We start from the raw sequence: 16,981 nt of genomic DNA on the forward strand, positions 1-16,981 counted from the left end.
GCGCTCCGAAGGTTTTAGCATGACCAGATGAATTTGAACAGCCTGTGGCTTGACTTATCTTGCGCAAACTATGGCAACCCTCACAGAATCCGCGATAACAGCAGATAGCCCCCAGGAAGCCACAGCAGACGCCTTACCGATAAAGCGCTGTCAGTGCCGGAATCAGAAACCCTCAGCCCGTACGCAGCCTCAGGCCGCCCCCATTACGCAGACCAATCGCATCCAAGGGCAAAACCCAAATCCCAGACACAAAAAAGGGCGACCGAAGTCGCCCTTTTTCTATGGCCTGACAGAACTTAGTTCTGTTTTTCCATTTGTGCACGCAACAGGTCGCCCAGAGTGGTCGGACCCGAAGCAATGTCAGAGGTAGCTGGCTTGTCGCGCAGGCTCTGGATTGCTTCTTTCTCTTCGATCTCGTCTTTCGACTTGATGGAGAGTTGGATTACGCGGCTCTTGCGGTCAACGCTGATGATCTTGGCTTCTACTTCCTGGCCTTCTTTCAGAACGTTACGAGCGTCTTCAACGCGATCACGGCTGATTTCGGAGGCTTTCAGAGTCGCTTCGATATCGTCACCCAAAGTGATGATGGCGCCTTTAGCGTCAACTTCCTTCACGATGCCTTTAACGATTGCACCCTTGTCGTTCTCTTGAACGTACTCGGAGAACGGATCGCTTTCCAGTTGCTTGATACCCAGGGAGATGCGCTCGCGCTCTGGGTCAACCGACAGGATAACGGTGTCCAGCTCGTCGCCCTTCTTGAAACGACGAACAGCTTCTTCGCCAACTTCGTTCCAGGAGATGTCGGACAGGTGAACCAGGCCGTCGATGCCGCCGTCCAGACCAATGAAGATACCAAAATCGGTGATCGACTTGATGGTGCCGGAGATTTTATCGCCCTTGTTGAACTGGCCAGAGAAATCTTCCCATGGGTTAGATTTGCACTGCTTGATGCCCAGGGAGATACGACGACGCTCTTCGTCGATGTCCAGAACCATAACTTCCACTTCGTCGCCGACTTGTACGACTTTCGAAGGGTGGATGTTCTTGTTGGTCCAGTCCATTTCGGAAACGTGTACCAGGCCTTCCACGCCTTCTTCCAGCTCTGCGAAGCAGCCGTAGTCGGTCAGGTTGGTAACACGCGCGGTTACGCGAGTGCTTTCTGGGTAACGGGCTTTGATAGCAACCCATGGATCTTCACCCAGTTGCTTCAGGCCCAGGGAAACACGGTTGCGCTCGCGATCGTATTTCAGAACCTTGACATCGATCTCGTCGCCAACGTTGACGATTTCGGAAGGATGCTTGATACGCTTCCAAGCCATGTCGGTAATGTGCAGCAGGCCATCGACGCCACCCAGATCGACGAATGCGCCGTAATCGGTGAGGTTCTTGACGATACCTTTGACTTGTTGGCCTTCCTGCAGGGATTCCAGCAGAGCTTCACGCTCGGCGGAGTTCTCTGCTTCCAGCACGCTGCGACGGGAAACGACAACGTTGTTGCGCTTCTGGTCGAGCTTGATGACCTTGAATTCGAGTTCTTTGCCTTCCAGGTGCGTGGTGTCGCGCACTGGACGAACGTCGACCAAAGAACCTGGCAGGAACGCACGGATGCCGTTAACGTCGACAGTGAAGCCGCCTTTAACCTTACCGTTGATAACGCCCTTGACCACTTCTTCAGCTGCGAAGGCTGCTTCGAGAACAATCCAGCATTCAGCGCGCTTGGCTTTTTCACGGGACAGCTTGGTTTCACCGAAACCGTCTTCAACCGAGTCCAGAGCAACGTGAACTTCGTCACCGACATTGATAGTCAGGTCACCAGCGTCGTTGTAGAACTGCTCAAGCGGGATGAGTGCTTCAGACTTCAGACCAGCGTGAACGGTTACCCAGCGAGCTTGGTAATCGATATCAACGATAACACCGGTGATGATGGAGCCAGCCTGAAGGTTCAGGGTTTTTAGGCTTTCTTCAAAGAGTTCCGCAAAGCTTTCGCTCATTTTAATTCCTGTTGATAAGGGCGAAGAATACGCCCATCTGCCACACCCCAGACGGTGTGGGTTACGTTCATATAAGAGAAGATGCGCAGGTCTAGGACTGGTCCCCTGCACTTCTTCTGAGTCATCCGGCGATATCGCGAAGGGCGATTTCACTCAAGATGCGTTCCAGCACCTGCTCGATGGACAATTCCGTGGAATCCAGCTGTATGGCGTCAGCCGCCGGTTTGAGCGGGGCTACCGCACGCTGGGTGTCACGCTCATCGCGCGCACGAATCTCATCTAGCAGACTCGACAGACTAACACCATCCACCTTGCCCTTCAACTGCAAGTAACGGCGGCGCGCCCGCTCCTCGGCACTGGCCGTCAGGAAAATCTTCAGCGGCGCCTCGGGGAACACCACGGTCCCCATATCACGGCCATCGGCCACAAGACCCGGCGGCTCCTGGAAAGCCCGTTGACGCTGGAGCAAGGCATCACGCACGGCCGGCAAGGCGGCGACCTGGGAGGCCCAGGAGCCAACCTGCTCGTTACGCAGATCATCGGTTACGTCATCTCCTTCCAGGATAATGCGCAGCGAATGACCTTCGGTCGCGCCGACGAACTGCACGTCCAGGTGAGCCGCCAGCAGCACCAACGATGCTTCATTGGTCAGGTCGACGCCGTGATTACGCGCGGCGAAAGCCAGCAGGCGATACAACGCCCCGGAGTCCAGCAGACACCACCCCAGGCGCTTGGCCAGCAGGCCCGCGACAGTGCCTTTGCCAGAGCCGCTTGGCCCATCGATGGTAATCACCGGTGCTTTGATATTCACAATTGAGCCTCTTGGGCTACACGAATGCCGACTTGGGCAGACAGTGTAAGAAAATTCGGAAAAGATGTAGCTACGTTGGCACAGTCATGGATACGAATCGGCGCAGTGGCACGCAGGGACGCCACACTGAACGCCATGGCGATCCTATGATCACCGTGGGCATGCACCTCCCCCCCGGCCATGCGGCCGCCATCAATGATAATCCCATCAGGGGTCGACACACACTTCACACCCAGCGCCAACAGACCGTCGGCCATAACCTGGATGCGGTCGGACTCCTTGACCCGCAACTCTTCGGCGCCACGCAATACCGTACGCCCTTGGGCACAGGCGGCGGCGACAAACAGTACCGGGAACTCGTCGATAGCCAGGGGAACCAGCGCTTCGGGAATCTCGATGCCCTTAAGCGGTGCCGCACGTACACGCAGGTCCGCAACCGGCTCGCCACCCACTTCACGCGGGTTTTCCAGGGTGATATCAGCCCCCATGAGACGCAGGATATCGATTACCCCGGTGCGGGTAGGATTGATGCCCACATGCTCAAGCAACAACTCGGAACCCTCAGCGATCGAGGCGGCCACCAGGAAGAATGCCGAGGAAGAGATATCACCCGGCACTTCGATGCGCGTAGCCACCAGTGCATGGCCCGACTCAACCGCCGCCGTCGCGCCAACGACCTCCACCGGCCAGCCAAAACCGCGCAACATCCGCTCAGTATGATCACGGGTGGGCGCAGGCTCGGTCACCGCCGTCCGACCTTCGGCGTACAACCCAGCCAGCAACAGGCTGGACTTGACCTGGGCGCTGGCCATCGGCAGCGTGTAATTCAACCCCTTGAGAGCCTGCCCACCACGAATGGTCAGCGGTGGCCGGCCTTCCGGCCCGGTCTCGATCACCGCGCCCATCGCCCGCAACGGCTTGGCCACGCGATTCATCGGCCGCTTGGACAGCGAAGCATCGCCGGTCAGGACACTGTCAAAACGCTGCGCCGCCAACAAGCCCGACAGCAGGCGCATGGACGTGCCCGAATTACCGAGATAGATCGGCCCCGGCGCCGGCTTCAAGCCATGCAGGCCCACACCATGGATGGTCACTCGCCCATGATGGGGACCTTCGATCACCACACCCATGTCGCGAAACGCCTGCAAGGTCGCCAGGGCATCCTCACCCTCAAGGAACCCCTCGACCTCAGTAACACCGTCCGCCAGCGACCCGAGCATGATCGAGCGATGGGAAATGGATTTATCCCCAGGCACCCGGATCTTGCCACTCAACTGCCCACCGGGGCTGGCGACAAACACCACATCGTCAGCGTTGACCGCAGCGTCCATATAGGCACGCCGCGCCAGGATCTTGCTGAAATGCTCGCGCGCTACCCGAGCACGAGTGAAGACACCCAGCAACTGGTGACCATCTCCCGCGTCGACCGCATCGCGCAAGGCATCCAAGTCGCTGCGGAAGGTGTCCAGGGTACGCAGCACTGCCTCGCGATTGGCGAGAAAAATGTCGTGCCACATCACCGGATCGCTCCCGGCAATCCGCGTGAAATCGCGAAAACCGCCGGCGGCGTAACGGAAAATCTCCAGATTTTCATTGCGCTTGGCCAGGGAGTCGACCAGGCCAAAAGCCAGCAAATGCGGCAGATGACTTGTCGCAGCCAGCACTTCGTCATGGCGCTCGACCTGCATGTGCTCGACATCCGCACCCAGCTCGCGCCACAGCCGGTCCACCACAGCCAAGGCGGCGGGGTCGGTTTCGGGTAGCGGCGTGAGGATCACCTTGTGCCGACGAAACAGTTGGGAGTTGGATGCTTCCACCCCACTCTGCTCGGAGCCGGCAATCGGATGCCCCGGCACGAAACGCGCCGGCATGCCACCAAACGCCAGCCGCGCCGCACGCACCACATTGCCCTTGGCACTGCCGACATCCGTGAGGATCGCCTGACCCAGATCCATGGCAGCCAGCAGCGCCAGCAGTTTTTCCATGGCCAGGATCGGCACAGCCAACTGAATGACATCGGCGCCCTGGCATGCCACGGCCAAGTCCGCCTCGCAACGATCCACCACGCCCAGCTCAACCGCCAACTGGCGCGATTGCGGATCCAGATCCACACCAACCACTTCGCCACACAGGCCACTTTCACGCAGGCCCTTGGCAAAGGAGCCGCCAATCAATCCCAGGCCGACCACCACCAGGCGACCGATCACAGGCACAACAGGTTGCATTGCAATCACATCAACCACGGGCCAGAACCTTGGCCAGCGCCTCAAGGAAGCGGCTGTTTTCAGCCGGCAAACCGATGGTGATACGCAAATGGTTGGGCATGCCGTAGTTGGCCACCGGACGCACGATCACGCCTTCGCGCAGCAGGCCCTGGAATACCGGAGCGGCCTCTTGGGCGAGATCCACGCAAACAAAGTTGCCCTTGGATGGAATCCAGCCCAGGCCCAACTCACGAAAGCCTTGCTGCAGTTGCTGCATGCCGCTTTCGTTGATCCGCCGCCCTTCTTCCAGGTACTCGGCATCCTTGAGCGCCGCGCAGGCCGCCGCCAGCGCCAGACTGTTGACGTTGAAGGGCTGGCGCACACGGTTCAGCACATCCGCAACAACGGCGGTGGACAACCCGTAGCCGACTCGCAGCGACGCCAGGCCATAGGCCTTGGAGAAGGTGCGCGATACCAGCAGGTTCGGGTAGGCCGCGAGGAAGTCCAGGCCGTCGGGCAAGTCACTACCTTCGGCGTATTCGATGTAGGCCTCGTCCAGCACCACCAGCACATGCTCAGGCACATCCTGCAGGAACTCGTTCAGCGCATCGGCACCGAACCAGGTGCCGGTCGGGTTATTCGGGTTGGCGATAAACACCACGCGGGTCTGGGCATCGATGGCCGCCAGCATGGCCGGTAGGTCATGCCCCCAGTCCTTGGCCGCAATCACCCGCGCCTCGGCACCGACGGCCTGGGTGACAATCGGATACACCGCAAACGCGTGCTCACTGAACACCGCATTCAGGCCCGGGGCCAGATAAGCACGCGCCACCAGCTCCAGAATGTCGTTGGAGCCATTGCCCAGGGTCACCTGATTCAACTCGACCCGGCAGCTCTCGGCCAACAGGGACTTGAGGGCAAAACCATTGCCGTCGGGATAACGGGTCAGCTCCACCAACTCTTCGCGGATCGCCGCCAACACCTTGGGGCTTGGCCCAAGAGGGTTTTCATTGCTGGCCAGCTTGACGATCTTCGCCGGATCCAGATTCAACTCGCGCGCCAACTCGTCCACAGGCTTGCCTGGAACGTAAGGCGACAGTTGTTGCACGCCCGGCTGCGCCAGGGCGAGGAAGTTGCCACTCATGTCAAAGCCTCACAAAACCGCTTTCGGGTAGGAACCCAGCACCTTGAGTGCCACGGCTTCCTGACTGATTTTCTCCAGCACACCCTTGACCAGCGGATCACGGTGGTGGCCGACGAAGTCGATAAAGAACACATAGGTCCATTTACCGCTGCGCGAAGGACGTGTCTCGATGCGCGTCAGGTCAATCCCGTTGTCATGGAACGGCACCAGCAGTTCATGCAGCGCACCCGGCTTGTTGCTCATGGAGACGATGATCGACGTCTTGTCGTCGCCGGTCGGCGGCACTTCCTGGCTACCAATCATCAAGAAGCGCGTGGAGTTATCCGGGCGGTCCTCGATTTTTTCGGCCAGGCGCGTCAGACCGTACAGGCCCGCAGCCATATCCCCGGCAATCGCCGCCGAGTTCCACTCGCCCTTGACCCGCTTGGCCGCCTCGGCGTTGCTGGACACCGCCACGCGCTCGACATTCGGGTAATGGGCGTCCAACCACTTGCGGCACTGGGCCAGGGACTGGGCGTGGGAGTAAATGCGGCTGATGCTGTCTGTCTTGGTGTTTTCACCCACCAGCAAGTGGTGGTGAATGCGCAGCTCAACTTCGCCACAGATCACCATGTCGTGCTCAAGGAAACTGTCGAGCGTATGGTTGACCGCGCCTTCGGTGGAGTTTTCCACCGGTACTACGCCGAAATTCACCGCACCGGCAGCCACTTCGCGGAACACCTCATCGATGGCCGCCATTGGCTTGCTGATCACCGCATGGCCGAAATGCTTCATCGCCGCCGCCTGGGTGAAGGTGCCTTCAGGGCCGAGGTACGCCACTTTCAAGGGCTGCTCAAGGGCCAGGCACGAAGACATGATTTCGCGGAACAACCGCGCCATCTCTTCATTACCCAGCGGCCCCTGGTTACGCTCCATCACCCGCTTGAGCACTTGGGCTTCTCGCTCTGGGCGATAGAACACCGGCACTTCGCCTTCGGCCAGGGAGGCCATCTTGACCCGCGCCACTTCCTGGGCACAGCGCGCCCGCTCACTGATCAGCTCCAGGACTTTGGTGTCCAGGGCGTCAATGCGTACACGCAGGGCCTTGAGTTCTTGCTCAGACATTAGCCGTGTTCCTTTTCGAACTCTGCCATGTAGGCCACCAGCGCCTTGATGGCATTGATGTCGACGGCGTTGTAGATGGAGGCGCGCATGCCGCCTACCGAACGATGCCCCTTGAGATTGAGCAAGCCACGCTCGTCGGCACCCGCCAGGAATGGCTTGTCCAGGCGGTCGTCGGCCAGGCGGAACGGCACGTTCATCCACGAGCGGTCGCTCGGGTTGATCGGGTTGCTGTACAGGCCGCTGGCGTCGATGAAGTCGTACAGGGTGCGCTTCTTCTCTTCATTGAGCTTGCCCATGGCCGCCACGCCGCCCTGCTCTTTGAGCCACTCGAACACCAGGCCCGACAGGTACCAGGCAAAAGCCGGCGGAGTGTTGTACATCGAGCCGTTGTCGGCCGCGACCTTGTAGTTGAGCATGGTCGGGCACACCGACCGGGCACGACCGAGCAGGTCTTCACGGATGATGTTGACCAGGATGCCACTCGGGCCGATGTTCTTCTGTGCGCCGGCGTAGATCATGCCGTAGCGGGACACATCCATCGGGCGCGAGAGAATGTCCGAGGACATGTCGCACACCAATGGGACATCACCAACTTCAGGCACCCAGTCGAATTCCAGGCCACCGATGGTTTCGTTCTGTACGTAGTGAACATAGGACGCGTCCTTGGACAGCTTCCACTCGTTCTGGCCTGGAATGGCGAAATAATCGTAGGGCTTGGCAGTACCGGCCACGTTGACGTTGCCGTAGCGCGAGGCCTCTTCAATGGCCTTCTGCCCCCAGATACCGGTATCGATATAGTCGGCAGTACCGTCTTCCGGCAGCAGGTTCAGCGGGATCTGGGCGAACTGCTGGCTGGCGCCGCCTTGCAGGAACAGCACCTTGTAGTCCGACGGGATGTCCAGCAGGTCACGCAGATCCTGCTCGGCCTTGGTGGCAATGGATACGAACTCATCGCTGCGATGGCTCATTTCCATCACGGAGAGGCCTTTGCCATGCCAGTCGAGGAGTTCACCCTGCGCGCGCTGCAGGACTGCTTCAGGAAGTGCCGCGGGACCAGCACAGAAGTTATAGGCTCTCTTGCTCACATCCAATCTCGCTCTGATCTGTTGGTCACATAATTCGTGTTCGACACATAACCCCTGTGGGAGCGGGCTTGCTCGCGAAAGCAGTGTGTCAGCCCGCCTATGCGCTGACTGATACGCCGCTTTCGCGAGCAAGCCCGCTCCCACAGGGGAATGCGCAGTATTGCAAACTTTCAAAAGGGACAAATAACAAGGGGGCGAATTTTCATCCGCCCCCTTGGTTGTCCGCTTATTCCTGCGGTTCTTCTTCGTCTGCGGCAGCATCGAGGGTTGGCTCGTCGACGCTGTCATCGCCGGCTGCGATCACCTCGCCATCGAACTCCTCACCTTCCAGCTCCTCGCCTTCGACTTCCGATGGTTCCTGGACACGCTCCAGACCCACCAGGGTCTCGTCGCTGGCCAGCTTGATCAAGGTCACCCCCTGGGTGTTACGGCCCAGGCTCGACACTTCATCAACACGGGTACGTACCAGGGTGCCCTGGTCGGAAATCAGCATGATTTCCTCGCCATCCAGCACCTGGACCGCGCCGACCAGACGGCCGTTGCGATCGTTGCTGACCATGGCGATAACACCCTGGCCGCCACGCTTGTACTCGGGGAACTCACTGATGGCGGTACGCTTGCCATAACCACGGGCCGAAGCCGTGAGAATCTGGCTGCCTTCTTCCGGGATCAGCATGGAAATCAGCTTCTGCCCTTCCGGCAGGCGCATACCGCGCACACCGCGGGCGGTACGACCCATGGCACGCACGTCGGACTCTTTGAAGCGCGTCACTTTGCCACCGTCGGAGAACAGCATGACTTCACGCTCGCCATCGGTAATGGCCGCGGAGATCAGCACGTCGCCTTCGTCCAGTTCCAGGGCGATCAGGCCCACGCTGCGCTGGCGACTGAAGGATTCCAGCGGGGTCTTCTTCACGGTGCCTTTGGCGGTTGCCATGAAGATGAAGTGACCTTCGGTGTATTCCTCGACCGGCAACATCGTAGTGATGTATTCATCGGTGTCCAGCGGCAACAGGTTGACCAGCGGACGACCACGGGCAGCGCGGGACGCTTCCGGGATTTCGTAGGTCTTGAGCCAGTACACCTTGCCCTTGCTGGAGAACAGCAGCAGCGTGGTGTGGCTGTTGGCTACCAGCAGGTGAGCGATGTAGTCCTCATCCTTCACGCCAGTCGCCGACTTGCCTTTACCACCGCGACGCTGAGCCTGGTACGCAGCCAAAGGCTGGGTCTTGGCATAGCCGCCGTGGGAAATGGTCACCACACGCTCTTCTTCCGGGATCATGTCACCCAGGGTCAGGTCGAGGCGCGCATCGAGAATTTCAGTGCGACGCACGTCGCCGTATTCGGCGCGGATCACTTCCAGTTCTTCGCGGATCACTTCCATCAGGCGCACGGCGCTGTTGAGGATGCGGATCAGCTCGCCGATCTGGTTGAGGATCTCCTGGTACTCGGCCAGCAGCTTCTCGTGCTCCAGACCGGTCAGGCGGTGCAGGCGCAGTTCCAGGATGGCCTGGGCCTGTTCCGGCGACAGGAAATACTTGCCATCACGCAGGCCGTATTGCGGGTCCAGGGTCTCCGGACGGCACGAATCGGCACCGGCACGTTCAACCATCGCCACGACGGCGCTGGACTCCCATGGCATCTTGATCAGTGCTTCCTTGGCTTCCGACGGAGTCGGCGAAGCCTTGATCAGGGCGATGACCGGATCGATGTTCGACAGCGCAACCGCCTGGCCTTCCAGGATGTGCCCACGTTCACGGGCCTTGCGCAGTTCGAATACGGTACGGCGAGTCACCACTTCGCGACGGTGACGGACGAAGGCTTCCAGCAGATCCTTGAGGTTCAGGATGCGCGGACGACCGTCGATCAGGGCCACGACGTTGATACCAAACACGCTTTGCAGCTGGGTCTGGGCGTAGAGGTTGTTGAGGATCACCTCAGGCACTTCGCCACGACGCAGCTCGATCACCACGCGCATACCGTCTTTGTCCGACTCGTCGCGCAGTTCGGTGATGCCTTCGAGCTTCTTCTCTTTAACCAGCTCGGCGATCTTCTCGATCAGACGCGCCTTGTTCAACTGGTACGGGAGTTCGGTGATGACGATCTGCTGGCGGCCACCGACCTTGTCGATGTCTTCGATCATCGAGCGGGCGCGCATGTAGATGCGGCCACGACCGGTGCGATAAGCTTCGATGATGCCGGCGCGACCGTTGATGATCGCGGCGGTCGGGAAGTCCGGGCCAGGAATGTACTGCATCAACTCATCGACGGTCAGCTCGGGGTTGTCGATAAGCGCCAGGCAACCGTCGATGACTTCACCAAGGTTGTGCGGCGGAATGTTGGTGGCCATGCCCACGGCAATACCGCTGGAGCCGTTGACCAACAGGTTGGGAATACGGGTCGGCATGACCGCCGGGATCATTTCGGTGCCGTCGTAGTTCGGCACCCAGTCCACGGTTTCTTTGTGCAGGTCAGCCAGCAGCTCGTGTGCCAGCTTGGTCATGCGCACTTCGGTGTATCGCATGGCCGCGGCGTTGTCGCCGTCGACCGAACCGAAGTTGCCCTGGCCGTCTACCAACAGGTAGCGCAGGGAAAACGGCTGGGCCATCCGAACGATGGTGTCGTACACCGCAGTGTCGCCGTGAGGGTGATACTTACCGATCACGTCACCGACAACACGGGCAGATTTCTTGTACGGCTTGTTCCAGTCGTTACCCAGCTCGCTCATCGCGAACAGCACACGCCGGTGCACGGGCTTCAAGCCATCGCGCGCATCAGGCAGTGCCCGACCGACAATTACGCTCATCGCGTAGTCGAGGTAGGACTGTTTCAGCTCGTCTTCGATATTGACCGGGAGGATTTCTTTGGCCAGTTCGCCCATGAGAAGCCTGATTCCTTTTTCGGGTGAAACCTCGTCACATCCATATGGGACGAACGAAGCTCGCCGCCGCCGGCATGATGCCTGGCAACGACTTACGACAAATCAACGAGTTATGACACGGATCTGCGCATTAAAGGCCGCCCCTTGGGGTGACCTTGGAAACCGCCGAATGGTATCACAATCGCCGCCACGCACCTATCCCCCAGATGCGCATGGAGCGTAGTAAGTTGACGGATGACAGGCTTGAGGGCGACGAGAGGGGCTCAGAGCCGGATCAAGGCTCGGACCAGCCTATGGATCCGAGGGTTTTGTTGGCTTTTCGGGCCAATCGCGGGCAAGCCCGCTGCCACAGCTGATGTGTAAATGCATTCAAAGTGCCGGAGCCGGCTTGCTCGCGATAGCAATCAGCTAAACACCAACGCTTTTAATGCAGGCGCTTGCGGCACATCAATTTGGCTATCTTGGCGGTGTCCGGCCGCTCAACAATGCCTTTTTCGGTGACGATCACGTCAATCAGATCTGCCGGCGTGACATCAAACACCGGGTTAAAGGCCGCTACATCGGCGGTAAATCGCTGCCCGGCGACTTCCAGCAGTTCGCCGGCATCCCGCTCTTCCAGGGCGACATCATCGCCAGTGGCCATCATCAGGTCCAGGGTGGAACTCGGGGCCACCACCATAAAGCGCACGCCATGGTGCATGGCGCAGACTGCCAACTGGTAGGTGCCGATCTTGCTGATCACATCGCCATTGGCGGCGATGCAGTCAGCGCCCACAATCACCCAGGTCACGCCCTTGGTCTTGAGGATATGCGCGCCGGCCGAATCGGCATTCACTGTGACCGGAATGCCCTCGCCCGCCAGCTCCCAGGCGGTCAGCCGCGAGCCTTGCAGCCAGGGGCGGGTTTCGTTGGCATAGACCTGCTCGACCATGCCCTCCAGAAACGCCCCTCGGATCACCCCCAGCGCAGTGCCTACACCACCGCTGGCCAAGGCCCCGGCATTGCCGTGGGTCAGGATCGCCTGGGCATTGCCCTGGTGCTTGCGGATCAATTCGACACCCAGTTGCGCCATGGTCAGGTTGGCTTCACGGTCGCTTTCATGGATCGCGACGGCTTCGGCCTCCAGCACCGCCAGCGGGTCGGCGTGCTTTTTGAGGCGATCGAGGCGATCGCGCATGCGCTTGAGGGCCCAGAACAGGTTCGACGCGGTAGGACGGCTTTCGGCCAATAGCGCATAGTCCTCCTCCCATGCAGCCTGCCAGTCACCGCCCTCGGCGATCCGTGCGCGCGCGGCCAGCACCAGCCCATAGGCGGCGCTGATGCCGATGGCCGGTGCGCCCCGCACCACCATCGTACGAATGGCCGCAGCCACTTCATCGACCGTCGCGCAGGCCACCCAGCTTTCCCGGGATGGCAGCGCACGCTGATCGAGCAGGTGCAGTGCGCCATCACGCCAATCGATGGCCTTCACTTTCTCCGCTGCCAACAGTCGATCGCGCATCCCTCACCCCGTACTCATCAACAAAAGCCGCGGATTATAGCGATCCGCCAGCCAGGACGCTCGGGTATACTTCGCCCTCTTTATATGACCGCCTCGGACGATGCCCGCTATGACGCCACCTGCCGCCCCGCTCGACTTACTGTTGCTGCCAAGCTGGCTGGTACCGGTCGAACCTGCAGGCGTGGTGCTCAAGGCGCACGCCCTGGGCATCCGGGACGGACGTATCGCGTTTATCGGCCCGCGGGCGCAGGCCCTGAAGCTGGCAGCCCACGAAGTGCGCGAGTTGCCCGGAGTGCTGCTCAGCCCCGGCCTGGTGAATGCCCATGGCCACGCGGCAATGACCCTGTTTCGCGGCCTGGCCGACGACCTGCCACTGATGACCTGGCTGCAACAGCATATCTGGCCGGCCGAAGCCAAGTGGGTCGATGAGACGTTTGTACGTGACGGCACCGACCTGGCGATTGCCGAGCAGATCAAGGGCGGCATCAGTTGCTTCTCGGACATGTACTTCTTCCCCAAGGTCGCCAGCGAACGCGTACACAACAGCGGCTTGCGCGCACAGATTGCAATTCCGATCCTCGACTTCCCGATCCCCGGCGCAGCCAATGCCGACGAGGCGATCCGCCAGGGTGTGGAGTTGTTTGGCGACCTCAAGCATCACCCGCGAATCAAAATCGCCTTTGGCCCCCATGCCCCCTATACCGTCAGCGATGCAACCCTGGAAAAAGTCCGGGTGATCGCCGAGGAGCTGGACGCCGCCATTCATATGCATGTCCACGAAACCGCCTTTGAAGTGCAGCAGTCCGTGGAACAGTATGGCGAACGCCCCCTGGCTCGCCTCGGGCGCATGGGGCTGCTCGGCCCGCGCCTGCAGGCCGTTCATATGACCCAAATCAGCGAAGACGACCTGGCGTTGCTGGTAGAAAGCAACAGCAGCGTGATCCATTGCCCCGAATCCAACCTCAAACTGGCCAGTGGCTTCTGCCCGGTGGAACGCTTGTGGCAGGCCGGCGTCAATGTGGCAGTAGGCACCGATGGCGCGGCAAGCAACAATGACCTGGACCTGTTGGGCGAAACCCGCACTGCCGCGCTGCTGGCCAAGGCCGTCGCCGGCTCGGCCAGCGCCCTGGATGCCCACCGTGCGCTGCGCATGGCTACCCTCAACGGTGCGCGGGCCATGGGCCTGGAGGCTGAAATCGGCTCGTTGGAAGTGGGCAAGGCTGCGGATATCGTGGCCTTCGACCTTTCGGGGCTGGCCCAGCAACCGATCTACGACCCGGTCTCGCAGCTTATATATGCCACCGGACGCGATTGTGTGAAACACCTTTGGGTCGGCGGCAAGCAACTGCTCGACGACCGGCAACTGACCCGCATGGATGAACAGCAACTGAGCGCCACAGCCGCTGCCTGGGGCCGGCGCATCAGTGGACACCACGAATAACGCCGGCCCGGGATCAACATTCCGCGCCAGGCACACCGTTTTATCGGATTTAGAGGACTACCCATGAGTAACGTCGACCACGCCGAAATCGCCAAATTCGAAGCCCTGGCCCACCGCTGGTGGGACCGCGAAAGCGAGTTCAAGCCCCTGCACGACATCAACCCGCTGCGGGTCAACTGGATCGACGAGCGCGTCAATCTGGCCGGCAAGAAAGTCCTCGACGTGGGCTGCGGCGGCGGCATCCTCAGCGAGGCCATGGCCCAGCGCGGCGCCACGGTGATGGGCATCGACATGGGCGAAGCGCCTCTGGCCGTGGCCCAGTTGCATCAGTTGGAGTCGGGGGTGAGTGTCGAATACCGCCAGATCACCGCCGAAGCCCTGGCCGAGGAAATGCCCGAGCAGTTCGACGTGGTGACCTGCCTGGAGATGCTGGAGCACGTGCCCGACCCATCGTCGGTGATCCGTGCATGCTTCCGCATGGTCAAGCCCGGCGGCCAGGTGTTCTTCTCCACCATCAACCGCAACCCCAAGGCCTACCTGTTCGCGATCATCGGCGCCGAATACATCATGAAGCTGCTGCCGCGCGGCACCCATGACTTCAAGAAATTCATCCGTCCTTCCGAACTCGGCGCCTGGAGCCGCCAGGCCGGGCTGACCGTCAAGGACATCATCGGCTTGACCTACAACCCGCTGACCAAGCACTACAAGCTGGCCAGCGACGTCGACGTCAACTACATGATCCAGACCCTGCGAGAGGAATAAACCTGTGAAGTTGAAAGCGGTTCTTTTCGACATGGACGGTACGCTGCTCGATACCGCGCCGGACTTTATCGCCATCTGCCAGGCCATGCGCACCGAACGTGGGCTTGCGCCGATCAACGACCAGCATATCCGCGACGAAGTCTCCGGCGGCGCCCGGGCCATGGTTGCCGTGACGTTTGCCATGGACCCGGAGTCCCCAGGCTTTGAAGCGTTGCGCCTGGAGTTCCTCGAACGCTACCTCAAGGGCTGCGCGATCCATAGCAAGCTGTTTGATGGCATGGCCGAACTGCTGGAAGACATCGAACGGTCCAAGCTGATCTGGGGCGTGGTCACCAACAAGCCACTGCGCTTTGCCGAGCCGATCATGAAACAACTGGGCCTGGCCCAACGCTCGGCACTGCTGATCTGCCCGGACCACGTGAAAAACAGCAAGCCCGACCCGGAACCGCTGATCCTGGCCTGCAAGATGCTCGACCTGGACCCGGCCAGCGTACTGTTCGTGGGCGATGACCTGCGGGATATCGAATCGGGCCGCGACGCCGGCACCCGCACCGCCGCCGTCACCTATGGCTACATCCACCCCGACGATAATGCCCGCAACTGGGGCGCCGACGTCGTGGTCGATCACCCACTGGAACTGCGCAAGGTGCTCGATAGCGCACTCTGCAGCTGCTGAATGGCTAACCAATGAAGCTTTAATGTGGGAGCGGGCTTGCTCGCGAAGGCGGTGGGTCATCTGCTAGAGAGTTGACTGACACTACGCTTTCGCGAGCAAGCCCGCCCCCACATTCAGATATGTGCTGCCCCACTGAATTTTGTTGAGGTCGATTATGTTTGATTACTCCGCTCGCCCAGAATTGCTCAAGGACCGGGTCATTCTGGTCACCGGCGCCGGTCGCGGGATTGGTGCTGCGGCAGCCAAGACCTATGCCGCCCACGGTGCCACCGTGCTGTTGCTGGGCAAGACCGAAGCCAACCTGGCCCAGGTCTACGATGAAATCGAAGCCGCCGGCCACCCGCAACCGGTGGTGATCCCATTCAATCTGGAAACCGCCCTGCCCCATCAATACGATGAGCTGGCAGCGATGATCGAAAAAGAATTCGGCCATCTCGACGGGCTGCTGCACAACGCTTCGATCATCGGCCCGCGCACCCCGATCGAACAACTGTCGGGCGAGAATTTCATGCGCGTCATGCATATCAACGTCAACGCCATGTTTATGCTGACCGCCACCCTGCTGCCACTGCTCAAGCTGTCCCAGGACGCTTCGGTGGTGTTCACCTCCAGCAGCGTCGGGCGCAAGGGTCGTGCCTACTGGGGCGCCTATGGCGTATCGAAGTTCGCCACCGAAGGCCTGATGCAAACCCTGGCCGACGAACTCGACACCGTCGCCGCAGTACGCTCCAACAGCATCAACCCGGGCGCCACCCGCACCAGCATGCGTGCCCAGGCTTATCCTGGAGAAAACCCGGCCAACAACCCGCTACCGGAAGAGATCATGCCGGTGTACCTGTACCTGATGGGCCCGGATAGCTCGGGGATCAATGGGCAGGCATTCGACGCGCAGTAATCCCCAGAATACGGGAGCGGGCTTGCCTGGGATGACCCTAGGTCTCTAACTGACGACTTACCCTGTGGCGAGCGGGCTTGCCCCGCGATGGGCTGCGCAGCAGCCCCACTCCAGGCACCGCGCTTGCTTCAGACATACCGAGCCGCCAGGTTTTGGGGCGGCTCCGCCACCCAGCGCGGGCGATGCGGCGTTCCGACAAGCCCGCTCGCCACAACAAGGCCGTAGCCAGGCGCAGAGTCTTGGGCACACCACCGCATCACACGTGGGGACTGGCTTGCCTGGGATAACCCTAGGTCTCTACACAACTTTCAGAAACTGACGACTTACCCCGTGGCGAGCGGGCTTGCCCCGCGCTGGGCTGCGCAGCAGCCCCACTCCAGGCACCGCGCTTGCTTCAGACATACCGAGCCGGCAGGTTTTGGGGCGGCTCCGCCACCAAGCGCGGGCGATACGGCGTTCCGACAAGCCCGCTCGCCACACCCCCCA

General features: G+C 60.6%; 12 protein-coding genes. 4 read left to right on the plus strand and 8 right to left on the minus strand.

The window, feature by feature from the left end:
* Positions 1-296 precede the first annotated feature (296 nt).
* The 8 genes from rpsA to mtnA form a co-directional block, all read right to left on the minus strand.
* Positions 297-1,991, minus strand: a complete 1,695-nt coding sequence (rpsA, locus tag HBO09_RS05445) for a 30S ribosomal protein S1 (protein ID WP_029298694.1) — start codon at positions 1,989-1,991, stop codon at positions 297-299.
* Between the two features lie 121 nt (positions 1,992-2,112).
* On the minus strand, positions 2,113-2,802 hold the full coding sequence (cmk, locus tag HBO09_RS05450) for a (d)CMP kinase (protein WP_029298696.1): 690 nt from the start codon (positions 2,800-2,802) through the stop codon (positions 2,113-2,115).
* The gene (locus tag HBO09_RS05455; RefSeq protein ID WP_169996775.1) at positions 2,799-5,009 is read right to left on the minus strand and encodes a bifunctional prephenate dehydrogenase/3-phosphoshikimate 1-carboxyvinyltransferase; all 2,211 of its coding nucleotides are present in this window, start codon (positions 5,007-5,009) and stop codon (positions 2,799-2,801) included. The genes cmk and HBO09_RS05455 overlap by 4 nt, the downstream gene beginning before the upstream one ends.
* 28 nt (positions 5,010-5,037) lie before the next feature.
* The gene (hisC, locus tag HBO09_RS05460) at positions 5,038-6,150 is read right to left on the minus strand and encodes a histidinol-phosphate transaminase (RefSeq protein ID WP_169996623.1); all 1,113 of its coding nucleotides are present in this window, start codon (positions 6,148-6,150) and stop codon (positions 5,038-5,040) included.
* Positions 6,151-6,159: 9 nt separating this feature from the next.
* Positions 6,160-7,254 (minus strand): prephenate dehydratase, encoded by a 1,095-nt coding sequence (pheA, locus tag HBO09_RS05465; RefSeq protein WP_029298704.1) that lies wholly within the window; start codon positions 7,252-7,254, stop codon positions 6,160-6,162.
* Complete coding sequence (serC, locus tag HBO09_RS05470) at positions 7,254-8,339, minus strand: 3-phosphoserine/phosphohydroxythreonine transaminase (RefSeq protein WP_169996621.1); 1,086 nt, start codon at positions 8,337-8,339, stop codon at positions 7,254-7,256. Before serC ends, pheA begins: the two co-directional genes overlap by 1 nt.
* A 226-nt stretch (positions 8,340-8,565) precedes the next feature.
* Positions 8,566-11,220 carry a DNA gyrase subunit A gene (gyrA, locus tag HBO09_RS05475; RefSeq protein ID WP_029298707.1) on the minus strand — a complete coding sequence of 885 codons (2,655 nt, stop codon included), beginning with the start codon at positions 11,218-11,220 and terminating at the stop codon, positions 8,566-8,568.
* Between the two features lie 424 nt (positions 11,221-11,644).
* A complete protein-coding gene (gene mtnA, locus HBO09_RS05480; protein ID WP_169996619.1) occupies positions 11,645-12,721 on the minus strand; it encodes an S-methyl-5-thioribose-1-phosphate isomerase in 1,077 nt (358 codons plus the stop codon).
* Positions 12,722-12,830: 109 nt separating this feature from the next.
* On the opposite strand from mtnA, the gene HBO09_RS05485 reads away from it, so the two are divergent.
* The 4 genes from HBO09_RS05485 (at position 12,831) to HBO09_RS05500 (ending at position 16,495) form a co-directional block, all read left to right on the plus strand.
* Complete coding sequence (locus tag HBO09_RS05485; protein ID WP_169996617.1) at positions 12,831-14,162, plus strand: TRZ/ATZ family hydrolase; 1,332 nt, start codon at positions 12,831-12,833, stop codon at positions 14,160-14,162.
* Positions 14,163-14,225: 63 nt separating this feature from the next.
* Positions 14,226-14,924 (plus strand): bifunctional 2-polyprenyl-6-hydroxyphenol methylase/3-demethylubiquinol 3-O-methyltransferase UbiG, encoded by a 699-nt coding sequence (ubiG, locus tag HBO09_RS05490; protein WP_003172645.1) that lies wholly within the window; start codon positions 14,226-14,228, stop codon positions 14,922-14,924.
* 4 nt (positions 14,925-14,928) lie between these two features.
* Positions 14,929-15,600, plus strand: a complete 672-nt coding sequence (gene mupP / locus HBO09_RS05495) for an N-acetylmuramic acid 6-phosphate phosphatase MupP (RefSeq protein ID WP_169996615.1) — start codon at positions 14,929-14,931, stop codon at positions 15,598-15,600.
* A gap of 154 nt (positions 15,601-15,754) precedes the next feature.
* A complete protein-coding gene (locus HBO09_RS05500) occupies positions 15,755-16,495 on the plus strand; it encodes a YciK family oxidoreductase (RefSeq protein ID WP_169996613.1) in 741 nt (246 codons plus the stop codon).
* Positions 16,496-16,981: the final 486 nt, after the last annotated feature.

This window comes from Pseudomonas sp. WS 5027, from assembly GCF_012985695.1.
GTDB classification, from domain to species: domain Bacteria; phylum Pseudomonadota; class Gammaproteobacteria; order Pseudomonadales; family Pseudomonadaceae; genus Aquipseudomonas; species Aquipseudomonas hygromyciniae.

What these genes read in the sequence shown, in the direction of transcription:
- HBO09_RS05500 (WP_169996613.1), top strand. Translation starts at nt 15,755, where the DNA reads ATGTTTGATTACTCCGCTCGCCCAGAATTGCTCAAGGACCGGGTCATT.
- hisC (WP_169996623.1), bottom strand. Translation starts at nt 6,150, where the DNA reads ATGAGTGGCAACTTCCTCGCCCTGGCGCAGCCGGGCGTGCAACAACTG.
- mtnA (WP_169996619.1), bottom strand. Translation starts at nt 12,721, where the DNA reads ATGCGCGATCGACTGTTGGCAGCGGAGAAAGTGAAGGCCATCGATTGG.
- ubiG (WP_003172645.1), top strand. Translation starts at nt 14,226, where the DNA reads ATGAGTAACGTCGACCACGCCGAAATCGCCAAATTCGAAGCCCTGGCC.
- pheA (WP_029298704.1), bottom strand. Translation starts at nt 7,254, where the DNA reads ATGTCTGAGCAAGAACTCAAGGCCCTGCGTGTACGCATTGACGCCCTG.
- HBO09_RS05485 (WP_169996617.1), top strand. Translation starts at nt 12,831, where the DNA reads ATGACGCCACCTGCCGCCCCGCTCGACTTACTGTTGCTGCCAAGCTGG.
- gyrA (WP_029298707.1), bottom strand. Translation starts at nt 11,220, where the DNA reads ATGGGCGAACTGGCCAAAGAAATCCTCCCGGTCAATATCGAAGACGAG.
- rpsA (WP_029298694.1), bottom strand. Translation starts at nt 1,991, where the DNA reads ATGAGCGAAAGCTTTGCGGAACTCTTTGAAGAAAGCCTAAAAACCCTG.